This is a genomic window from Candidatus Latescibacterota bacterium (assembly GCA_019038625.1).
Taxonomy (GTDB): Bacteria; Krumholzibacteriota; Krumholzibacteriia; order Krumholzibacteriales; family Krumholzibacteriaceae; genus JAGLYV01.
This window is the reverse complement of the sequence record JAHOYU010000223.1, coordinates 1-10,920: the sequence shown is the minus strand read 5'-3', so window position 1 is coordinate 10,920 and position 10,920 is coordinate 1. Positions and strand designations below refer to the sequence as shown.

Sequence of the window (10,920 nt, the reverse complement as noted above, 5' to 3'; positions counted from 1 at the left end):
TTGATGACGAATTCCAGATTTTCTCGATCATGCTTTCTGTCCTGTTAACGGATGACCACGAATTTACCAATGGTCCGGTCGAAATTATTGTCTTCAGGTTCTACGGCAAACAGGTACACGCCGCTGGTAACTTCCTGGCCGTTTCTCGATACCAGATTCCAGACGACCGTACCGTTGCCATTGCTTCCGTCGTGCGGGAGCGTCTGTACGAGATCTCCCGCTATAGTGAATATCCTGAGTACGGATTTGCATGCTGGTAGATTCCTTATCTCAACTTTCAGGCCCGACGGGTCGCTGTTTGTCGGACCAAGTTCCCATCCGGACATAGCCTCCCGTGTGACAGGGTTGGGGACGGCGTAGACTTCGGTCTCCTCGTATTCGTCTGCTTCCCGTGAGCTGGATCGGGCTTCGATGTAGGCAAAGCTCGCCGAGGGGGAGTTCATCCTCCCCTGAGCGAGAGGGATTCCGTTTTTGTCAAATGAATGGTCATAAGCGACGACGGAGTAAAAATACGGCAACCCGTTTTTGACTGAATGATCGACGAATTTGTAGTATTTCTTTCCTCCCTCATATCCGAGGTTCAGACGCGCGAGTGTCTCGAGGGTGTCGCATTCATTCTGCGTCAGGCCCGGGGGACAAGGCACATTATCGAGAGGCGCGTAAATCAATGATTGTTCGAATGCGTTGATGACCATTTCTCTGTCCACCAGATATTCGAGAGGGTCATACTCCCACCCTCCCGATTCAAGGGGGCGCTTGAAGTCAACATTGGGAAGGACACCGTTGACAAGGTCCCGGTTCTCGAGCAGAGACCAGAGACTCGATTCCGGGCCGTTCTCCTTACTGGATCCGAGCGGCCGGTGCCAGTCGTCGGCCCTCCACACCTGGTAGCCTTCGAAGTCTACCACACCGGTTACTATATCGGCAGTCACTTCGCTCAGATTGTCCCAGAAGACAGCGACATAACCATCGCCCGGCTCTACCCTTATATTCGGAGGGGGAGAGACTCCGCTGGTGATCCAGCGCAGGCGATGTTCCCTGCCGCCGGTACCGGTCTGATAATCCTGGAATGAGGCTCCATATTCTTTGTAGCAATCGCGGTTGTTGAAATCGGTCCGTTCCTGGGAGCAGTCGAGGTTGCTCCAGATCGTATCACCCTTGATTATGTCCAGTTCTTCCTTTACCCCATCACATGGGTCTGGATCCCAATCTTCGAGGGGGCCGACCAGGGGCGATTCGCGTCCGTTTATCCCTGTTTCAGGATTCCCATCCATGTCATACCTGATCCCGTTGTATATATTCTGCGCGGTAGCGGCATTATCGCGCAGATCGTTGAAGTCGTCTCCCGCTACGAAGGCAAGACTCAGTTCGAGCGACCTCATGAACTGAAGACTGTAAAAAGGGCCTACGCTGAGAAGTATCCTGTAATCGCCCGGCTTGTCGGTGTTCTCATCGCGGGCTGGTTCGGACATGATCTCGTAACGCTCGAAATCGTTGGTCGGATCCCCGCCGTTCATGAAGGGTTGAAGGCCCTGGAAGACCTTGAACGACTGGAGGGCGAAGCTGGGAAAGAGAGCAGCGTTTCCGAAACTCACCTGCGGAGAGTGGCCAAGTACCGCGATCCCGAAATATCCCGTTGCGGTCCCGTCGTCTCCATCGTCGTCATAGACATAGGCCAGATTCAGATCGACGGGATATTCTGCGTTTCCTTTTGCCGCGCACCAGGTCCCATTCCAGAAACCGACCTTATCGTCCATATGGTACGTTCCGCGATTACGTGAGCCGGCGTCCATATCGGCGTAGATTCCCAGGTAGATGTCGGACAGGTATTCGATGCCGACATTGGTGATGGTGTACTTGATCGCTATGAAATCGTTATAGACGTTTTCTCCCCACTGGAACGTCTCCTGCCGGACCTTTATCTCTATCTGTTCGTGTTCCGGCCAGATCAGGGTACTCTGGGGGAAGTTGTCGGCGTATTCGCAGCAGAACATCTGGTTGCCGAAGGCGGCAAAGTCTTCGTCTATTTTTCCGTCATTGTCGTCATCCAATCCGTTGAGCGGGTCCTCATCATAGACACCATCGACATCGTCGTCAGGGGCAGCGGGCAGGTGTCCGCCCCGAAGATCGCCCTCGAAAGTCTCGTAGATCGTGCTCGTAGCGTCCATTCGGGGCCGGAATTCATCTTCGGGATATCCGGTAGAAACGCATGGTATGCCATTTTTCCTGGCTCCGACCCATATTCCCGCGGCATAGAGATATTCTATTCCGGAACCGGCGGGATACTGTGCGGAAGGAACGTCCCGCATCGGATAATTGCTGTTCGGCAGTGAACCGAGGATGCCCCAGTTCGTCACATTCATCTGGAGTTCTCCGATGTTGTGGACATAGGAGCCGTCCAGGACAGGGATCATGCTTGGGGTGCGGGACTTGTCACGAAAAGGATCGTAACGGTCTGAAGCTGTCACCTGGAAGGATGCGGTCAGAAGCAGTGCACACAAAAACACAGAACCACAGCTCAGGCCACTCAGCCGGTTCCACTTCGGTTTCATTTTTTCTCCGTTTGCCCACGGTAGTGGAAGGCTGTTGAGCCTTTGCCACGATGCAGCCTTCCGAGATACATCATATCGTTCTAACAACATGTCAATTATACAATATATTCTCCGAAATTCAAATATCTTATCTAGTATACATATTTCCGATTGACACTTACCTTATTACTACAAATTTGCCGATAGTTCGTTCGAAATTTTTGTCTTCCGGTTCGACAGCGAAAATATATACACCGCTCGTGACGTCCTGTCCGTTTCTCGAAACGAGGTTCCAGACGACAGTTCCGTTGCCCGCGGTGCCATCATGATGTATGGCCTTGACCAGGTCGCCTGCGATCGTGAATATCCTCAGAGTCGACCGGCATGCGGGGAGATTCCTTATCTCGACCTTCAGCCCGGAGGGGTCGGTGTTGGTCGGCCCAAGTGCCCATCCAGACATTGACGATGACGTGACGGGATTTGGGACCGCGTAGACTTCTCTTTTATCGAATCCTTCAGCTGCCTGTGAGCTGGATCGGGCTTCTACGAAAGCGAAACTGGCGGACGGTGAATTCATTCTGCCCTTCGCATCAGGCACCCAGTTCTTTGTGAAGACATGGTCGTACGCGACTACGGAGTAAAAATACGGTAACCCGTTCTTGGCAGTGTCGTCGATGAATTTGTAATATTTCAATCCGCCCTCAAATCCGAGATCAAGCCTGGCGAGCGCTTCCAGAGTGTCGCATTCTTCAAATGTCAGGCCAGGAGGACATGGTACGGAATCGAGCGGAGAATAGATCAGGGCCTCCTTAAAAGCAGTCAGGAACCTGTCTTTTTCATCGAGGTGCAAGAGGGGTATATACTCCCAGCCTCCTGATTCGAAGGGACTCTTGAAATCGATATTGGGAAGTACCTCGTTGACAAGGTCGCGTGCCTCCATGAGTGACCACAGATCAGAGGCAGGGCCGTTTATCTTGCTGCTGCCGAGCGGGCGATGCCATTCATCGGCCCTCCAGACCTGATATCCCTCGAAGTCGATAAGACCTGTGACGAGGTCAGGGACCATTTCACTCAGGTTATCCCAGTATACGGTGACCTGTCGGTCTCCGGGGACCACCCTGATCCTGGGAGGGGTGGATACTCCGCCGGTGATCCAGTGGAGGTTGTGTTCCCTTCCGTCCACACCGGTCCGGTAATCCTCGAGAGTGGCGTTGATATCCTTGTAGCATTTGCGGTGATTAAAGTTATAGAGCTCAAGGGAGCAATCCATGTTTGCCCAGATATAGTGCCCCCTGACAATAAGCAGTTCCTCAAAATTATTGTCACAGGGGTCGGGGTCGAAATCCTCGAGTGGACCCCACATCTTGGTTTCTCTTCCAATCACTCCCGTTTCCGGATCCCCGTCGAGATCGTACCACACCCCCCGGTAGATCATCTGTGCTGCTGCGGCGTTATCCCTCAACTCATCGAAATCTTTTCCGGCTACAAAGGCCAGGGAGATTTCGATAGAATTGTTGAAGCCGATGTGGGGGAAGGGTCCCAGGCTGAGAAGACACCTGTAATCACCTGGTTTCTCGGTGTTTTCGTCGTGGGCCGGTTCAGCCATCACATCATATCGTTCGAAATCGTTGGTCGGTTCTCCGCCATTCATGTAGGGAAGAAGTCCCTGAAAGATCCTGAAGGAATTTATCAGGTAATTGGGACTCACTACGGCGATCCCGAAATACCCGTCGGCCCTTCCATCGTCTCCATCGTCATCATGGACATAGGCGATATTAATATTGACGGGGAATTCGGCATAATTCCAGGGAGCACACCATTCTCCGCTCCAGAATCCGACCTGGTCGTCGAGATAATATGTGCCATGGTCGCGCGACCCGGCATCGAGGTCGGCGTAGATGCCCACGTATATGTCCGAGAGATATTCGAATCCGAAATTCGTCACCGTATATCTCGCGATGACAAAGTCGTTGTAAACGTCTTCACCCCACTGGAAGGTCTCCTGTCGGACCTTGAGTTCCATCTGGTTGTGTTCCGGCCAGATCAGGCTGCACTGCGGTTTGTTGTCGAAATACTCGCAGCAGAACATCTGGTTCCCGAAGGCGGCAAAATCTTCATCTATCTTTCCATCGTGATCATCGTCCAGGCCGTTCAGCGGGTCTTCGTCATAGAGGCCGTCCCTGTCGTCGTCCGGTGCCGAAGGAAGGTGGGAACCACGAGTGTCGCCTTCGAAAGTCTCGTAGATGGTGTTTTGCGAGTCCATGCCCGGGCGGAATTCATCCTGGGGATATCCCGTCGATACGCATGGGATCCCGTTCTTCAGCGCTCCGACCCAGATGCCGGCAGCATACAGATACTCGGTCCCGGACCCAGCAGGATATTGCGCGGACGGGACGTCGCGCATGGGATAATTGCTGTTCGGCAGCGACCCGATGATCCCCCAGTTTGTGACGTTGATCTGTAATTCGCCGATATTGTGTACAAAACTTCCGTCCAAAACGGGAGCCATATCCGCTGTACGTCTCTTGTCGTTGAAGATATCTGATCTGTCCGATGCGGTCGTCTCAAGCGTAATGATGAGAAGCACCAGGATGAAAGGCACAGCAGAGCTCAAGAAGTTCCGCCGATCACTTCCAGAATTCATGCTTTATCTCCGTTTGCCCACGGTTTCATGGAGCCGTTGGCTGTCTGCAACCACCTCACTCCACGATGGTGAACAGTTTAAAGCTGATTAAGGCTATTCTCAACAAAAATATTCGAATGATTTGGGATAAATCTGCGAAACATATTCGAGAGTGGGCTTGCATAAATATCGTCACTGTCTCATTATTATTCTCTGAAGGTGCCGCAGGCATGATGTGACCCTTATACGGAACAATCTCGGGTCCTGCTGCGTAAGTGTAATGTGGGGCAGGGAGGGGGAGTCGAGGAGAAATATGGCAGATCAAGTCCACAAGGAAATTCTGGTACAGGGAGTCGCTGCCTGGAACGCGTGGAGGCAGGACAACCCGGACATTACGCCGGACCTTTCCGAATCGAATATAAGAGTAAAAGAACTGGCGGGGATCAACTTCAGGGGAGCGGACCTCACCCGGGCGATCCTTTCGGGGGCAGACCTGAAAGGGGCTAACCTGGAAGGGGCCGATCTTTCAGGGGCAGACCTTATGGAGGCGGACCTTCAGGGAGCCTGGTTGAGTGGGGCTGATCTCGGATCGGCGAATATGATGGGAGCCGACCTGAAGAAGGCCGACCTGACAGGGGTCAACCTGGAGAACGCGATCCTTTACAGGGCCGATCTGAAAGATTGTGAATGTGCCGCGAACGCTCTGTGGCTTCAGACGCTTTTGAATTTTGCAAACGGACTTATCTCGCTCGACAGGGAAAGCGAAGTTTTCGATTTCGAGAATATAGAGGGCGCGCTTATTCAGAGCAGCTATGTTTCAACAAGGATCAGCCGTCTCTCTCTCGTCCTCTCCGATCCGATATCCGCAAAAGCTGGTAACGAGATATTGGGAGCCCTCAATCGGTTGTACGGGGCTGTTGCAAATCAGGACCTGCCGGGACCCCTGATACAGATCGGGATTCCGGAACAGCCTCCGGAGAAGGGGGGAGAAAGATGAACAGGATTTCCTTCCATGGGTCCACTCACGTCATAAAGGATTTTTCCGACAGGTTTCTCGACTCGCCTCATGCCCCTTTCGAGCCACTCGAGGAGACCGTGGACAGGTATGGCCCACAACTGGGAGCGATAGCTTCCTCCATCGGTGTAGATATAAGATATCTGGAGAAGATCGTTGATTTTATGGTGTCCTGCGATCTTCCAGGAAGCAGGATCCGGGATCTACTCGAAGGTGACAGTGGTGAACTCGAAAATATGGTCAGGGATGTACAGCTGCTCGAGGAGTATGTCGAGGATGGGACGATCCTGGATGTCAGGATCGAGGACGAATTATAGATGGCACCGGCGCAAAACGTTGTATCCGGAAATTCCCCGAATCTATGACAAATAATTCCCCGGTCCCACTGACCGCGAGATCACGTGGACCGTTGAATTCTCCAGCGCCCGTGCCCCGAGTCCCGAGTGACGAAATGAATCTTCCGTCGGAAGTGAATATCTGGACCCTGTTGTTTCCGTAGTCGGCTATGTATATTTTCCCGTCCTGCCCGGCCTCTATCCCTGTCGGGCAGTTGAACTCACCCTGAGAGATACCCTGCAGCCCCCACATCGTCATGAAGATTCTGTCAGGGGAAAATTTCTGAACGCGGTGGTTGTAGCATTCTGATACGTAGATGTTTCCATCGGTGTCGCAGGTGATGCCTATTGCGCCATTGAACTCTCCTGAGCCGCTGCCCTGACTGCCCCAGGATTCGATGAATGTCCCATCGTCATAGAACCGCTGGACTCGATTGCTGTAGCTGTCTACTATCAGGACCGTACCATCCGGCGCCGCGCAAACATCTTCCGGTTCCCGAAATTCACCGTTGCCATCGCCGTGGTTCCCCCACATAAGTATAAATTCTCCGGTGTGATCGAATCGCTGCACCCTGTGATTTCCCTTGTCTACGACGAAAATGTCACCATCAGGACCGGTAGCGATTCCACAGGGCAGGAGGAATTCCCCGGCCCTGTTTCCCTGGTTCCCCCATGATGTGATGAGCGAAGAGTCGGACGCGAACATCGAGAGCCTGCTGCTGAGATTGTCACTTACCAGTATTCCGCCGTCTGGTGTGGTGGCTGCTCCCGATGGGTTGCCGAAACTATAATCTCCGATACCTTCTTTGCCCCATGACATTATGAAGACAAAATCTTCGGTTTGAAATGGACCACCGACGAGGAAGGTCTCTCCGCAGTCTTCCCATCCGTGAAGCGGAGGGATGGCGTCTCCCGCGATCCCCTCGTGATACTGGATATCCAGACAGTTCAGGCCAGACAGTTCCCACCACCAGACGGGAGGCGTGAAGACTTCCGAGCGAATCAGGGTACCTGGAGCTGTCTCCAGGTCGAAGAGGACCTCGCCGCTCAGTGATATTGTCACATCGGGGACGACCAGTATCTCTATGTGGCCGTCCATCTGGCCGTTGCAGGTGAGGGGGGTGGCAGAAAACGAGAGGATGCTCTCATCTGAGTCGTTCCATGCTCCGTCTCTCCATGATGTCCCTGCGAATATTGCGCCGGAGCAGGTAGCGCTGTAGGTGCAGGAATTACAGAATGTCCCTTCGGCAGCCGTCCTGACGGAGAGAGCGAATCGGATGTCGACTACTACAGGTATACCCTTGAGCCATACTGTCTTTTCTTCAGTGAACGACATGATCTCTTTTTCAGCGTAGTGACTGAACTCACCCTCGACATCTGCTTCGATATCACACTCGATATATATGCTGCCCTCCACGGAAAGATCCAGTTCCCAGACAGTACTGTGTGCGATGGCCAGCCTGAAAGATGTGACAGGTGAATAGTTCACAATACCGTTTGTGATGGTTATGTTTCCTTCTCGGTCCTGTTCTTCGGTCGAGTACAATACGGTTCCGGAAAGATCTGTTCCCCCGGGGAAAGGTCCAGGCCCCGCATGGAATGTCGCTTCCACGAGCCCACGTCTCAGGACTCCAGTAAGGGGGCAGGGTACGGTGAGAATGGAAGTGAAATATCCGTTCCTTTCGAACGAAATGACCTCTCGCATATATCCGCCGTTTTCATGCCCGGCGAGGATGACCCCATTCTTCAGTTCATCGAGCGGATGCCAGCTGTAGAATGTATAGATATCGTCGTCAATGTGATGAAGGTAGAACGAATCACAGTCTGGCACCGTTATGACCGAACTTTTAACCGATGTATAAAAGGTCGGATAATCAGGAGGGGATGGCGATTCACCTCCGCAGCCGGATATCAGAACGGCCTGAACGAGAAGTATAGCGGCTGTCGCCAGAGGTTTTATCGCGTTCATTCTTCTATCCCCCATAGATCGAACAGGGCGGCGGCGATACTATCGGCCGACGTCTGCCTGAAAAACCATAGCGGAAATCCGAGATGAAGGCTTGGCGCGGCTACGGCAACGCCTGATGTGACTTCGGGAACTATATCCTCATATCGGGATATCCAGAGAGCAACAGGCGCGCCGTTTAACACCGAGCCCTCGTGTGCGGCCTGCATTCGGTAGGCCGGGTGGAAGCAGTGGCGTGAGACGATCGCGATCGAGCTCATCCAGTAGGGAGGATCATAGACTTCAACATATGTGAATCCTCCCAGCGAGCTCAGTGTGTCGAAACTGAAAAAGCTTCCCGGTGAAGACACCTCTTCTCTGAGGTCGAGCCGCTCCGGCATTCCCGGAACCGAAAGGGTGACAGGGTCGAACTCATCGATGGTAGCGTAACGAAATGCGTCGTAATGTCCGAGATATCTTGGGGGCATCATTTCGTGTTCTCTGAACACCCCCTGTACCTTGTCCAGGACAGATACACAGTAGTCCTTGTAGGCCATCCCATCGACGCCGCTGCCATCGGCCGGATTTTCTGCGCCGGCGCTTTCGGTCGCCAGCCGCAGAGGGAAATCTTGTACCAGCGTACTGAGTTCGGCAGCCAGCCCTCCTCCCCGGTCGGATCTGCCGAGAGTCCATACATGACCTCCCTTTCTGAGGAAAAGAGATATCACATTGGTCTCTGATGGGGAAATAGTCGATATCATCGTCTCTGGAACGAAATGTACGATCTCGTTCCAGAAGCTCTCTGTATATGAGTAGGTCCATATCAGGTTTTTGTATCGTCCGATCGTCTCGATGGGCGGGGGCGAATTTCTTTCGTCACAGTCGAAGACGTCCACCGAAGGATCGAATCCAGCGGCAGATGAACAGATATCGAGCCAGAAAGAGTCGTGCTCGTATTCCGGGGGCCAGGAATAATCGGGAATGGGATAATTTGCGGACCTGAAATCGTCCACCCAGAGCAGGTTGCGGTCCATCTGCCAGGGAATCGCCTCTACGGCGATCTTCGCCCTCGACATGTTGCCGGCCTTGTCGATGACTTCAATACAGAGGGTATGAATACCGCTGCCGAATGTGACGGATCCGGTCGACATCGTCTGGGGCAGGAATGGAGATTCCCATGATTCCACATCTACGATATCCCATCCATACCTGTATCCTTCGATCTCTCCGAAATAGCTGGAAGCGTCGGCTTTCCATCTGAATTCGAGGTCGACACCCTGAGGAACCTTTTTCAAAGGAGTATTTGAGGAAGTTCCAATAAATCGGAATCCGCCGAGAAGAGGTTCATAGATCTTGAGAAACGGTCCAATTGTGGCTTTTACCATGAAGTGTCTTACATTGATATTTTTTGTGAAGGTCGTGGTTACACCACCCGCGCGGTCCATGGCCTGGACCGCGAAAAAATGGTATCGGGCAAGCCTGGGTTCCTCGTCGTCTCCGAGAATAAAGTTGCCGGATCCCCCCGATTCTCTTCCCGCGCATTTCCACTCGGACCACATGTCCTCATAGCGCCAGATGTTCTCGTTGAGATCGCCGATGAAATCAAATCCGGGCGAATATATACCGGAAGTGTCTACTATTTCGCTCCATAGACATCTGGTGCACTTGATATCGCTTTCTTCATAAGGCTGCCACCTGAAGTCGATATATGCCGAGTAGCCCGGAGTGGATGATGAAATAGCCGGAGAGACAATAAGGACCGAGGGGTCACCGGAAGTATTCCCGGGCCGGACGGAGTCGTCGCCACATCCGGCCAGGGAGACAAGACATACAATGGATACTATCGATATCAGATCCCGACGCATAATCGATCCTGGTTAGAAGAGATCATGATTATAGCACCGGGTCGTTGCTTAATCCAGCATCGGTTTATAGTGCCAGAGCTATTATTCTCTGTTCAGCAGTTCAGCCCTTACCGATGGCATCGGGAGGTCTTTCCGGCTGAACATGCCGGCTCGTGATGCTGCCTCGACTGTTGCTCTCTCGGCTGTCACAGAAAATGCGTCATCACAGAAATACGAAGCCTGGCTCCCGATATATCCCGCTTCCACATGATAGGAAAGAGTCGCCGAGAGGTTGTCGTATCCCGAAAAAGAGATCTCGAATCGGACCGAAGTATCCTGGAAGATACCTTCGCCTTCCAGATGTTCGGTGAACTCGGCCAGTCCTGTATGTGTCGCTTCGTCATAGTCGACCATCCAGCCGGCGAAACAGATCATCCCTTCCGCGATCGTCACAGCCTGGAAGGTCGTGGCTATCCACGAGAATGAACACGATTCAGATACATTCGCTGCCGACATTCCGGTTATATAGAAAACACCTTCATATGGGCTGCCGTTCACCGGTGGGCAATCGGGGCAATCCGGACAATCCGGACAGTCGGGGCAGTCTCCGCCAGTATTGACATAAAC

7 protein-coding genes are annotated in these 10,920 nt (G+C 52.9%); 2 read left to right on the top strand and 5 right to left on the bottom strand.

Going from position 1 to position 10,920, the window contains the following annotated elements:
- Positions 1–44 precede the first annotated feature (44 nt).
- Positions 45–2,552, bottom strand: a complete 2,508-nt coding sequence (locus KOO63_14715) for a hypothetical protein (protein ID MBU8923068.1) — start codon at positions 2,550–2,552, stop codon at positions 45–47.
- A gap of 157 nt (positions 2,553–2,709) precedes the next feature.
- Positions 2,710–5,175 carry a hypothetical protein gene (locus KOO63_14710; GenBank protein ID MBU8923067.1) on the bottom strand — a complete coding sequence of 822 codons (2,466 nt, stop codon included), beginning with the start codon at positions 5,173–5,175 and terminating at the stop codon, positions 2,710–2,712.
- 292 nt (positions 5,176–5,467) lie between these two features.
- Here KOO63_14710 and KOO63_14705 point away from each other — a divergent pair, with 292 nt between their 5' ends.
- A complete protein-coding gene (locus KOO63_14705) occupies positions 5,468–6,151 on the top strand; it encodes a pentapeptide repeat-containing protein (GenBank protein MBU8923066.1) in 684 nt (227 codons plus the stop codon).
- Positions 6,148–6,486 carry a hypothetical protein gene (locus KOO63_14700; protein MBU8923065.1) on the top strand — a complete coding sequence of 113 codons (339 nt, stop codon included), beginning with the start codon at positions 6,148–6,150 and terminating at the stop codon, positions 6,484–6,486. Before KOO63_14705 ends, KOO63_14700 begins: the two co-directional genes overlap by 4 nt.
- On the opposite strand, the gene KOO63_14695 is transcribed toward KOO63_14700, so the two are convergent.
- The 3 genes from KOO63_14695 to KOO63_14685 all read right to left on the bottom strand — a co-directional run.
- Complete coding sequence (locus KOO63_14695) at positions 6,464–8,473, bottom strand: 6-bladed beta-propeller (GenBank protein ID MBU8923064.1); 2,010 nt, start codon at positions 8,471–8,473, stop codon at positions 6,464–6,466. The genes KOO63_14700 and KOO63_14695 overlap by 23 nt on opposite strands.
- A complete protein-coding gene (locus KOO63_14690; GenBank protein ID MBU8923063.1) occupies positions 8,470–10,314 on the bottom strand; it encodes a hypothetical protein in 1,845 nt (614 codons plus the stop codon). Before KOO63_14690 ends, KOO63_14695 begins: the two co-directional genes overlap by 4 nt.
- A gap of 81 nt (positions 10,315–10,395) precedes the next feature.
- On the bottom strand, positions 10,396–10,920 hold a 525-nt coding region (locus KOO63_14685; GenBank protein MBU8923062.1), incomplete at its 5' end, for a hypothetical protein.

Excerpts from the sequence above, each read along its gene's own strand:
- KOO63_14715 (MBU8923068.1), bottom strand. The coding sequence starts at position 2,552 with ATGAAACCGAAGTGGAACCGGCTGAGTGGCCTGAGCTGTGGTTCTGTG.
- KOO63_14710 (MBU8923067.1), bottom strand. The coding sequence starts at position 5,175 with ATGAATTCTGGAAGTGATCGGCGGAACTTCTTGAGCTCTGCTGTGCCT.
- KOO63_14705 (MBU8923066.1), top strand. The coding sequence starts at position 5,468 with ATGGCAGATCAAGTCCACAAGGAAATTCTGGTACAGGGAGTCGCTGCC.
- KOO63_14700 (MBU8923065.1), top strand. The coding sequence starts at position 6,148 with ATGAACAGGATTTCCTTCCATGGGTCCACTCACGTCATAAAGGATTTT.
- KOO63_14695 (MBU8923064.1), bottom strand. The coding sequence starts at position 8,473 with ATGAACGCGATAAAACCTCTGGCGACAGCCGCTATACTTCTCGTTCAG.
- KOO63_14690 (MBU8923063.1), bottom strand. The coding sequence starts at position 10,314 with ATGCGTCGGGATCTGATATCGATAGTATCCATTGTATGTCTTGTCTCC.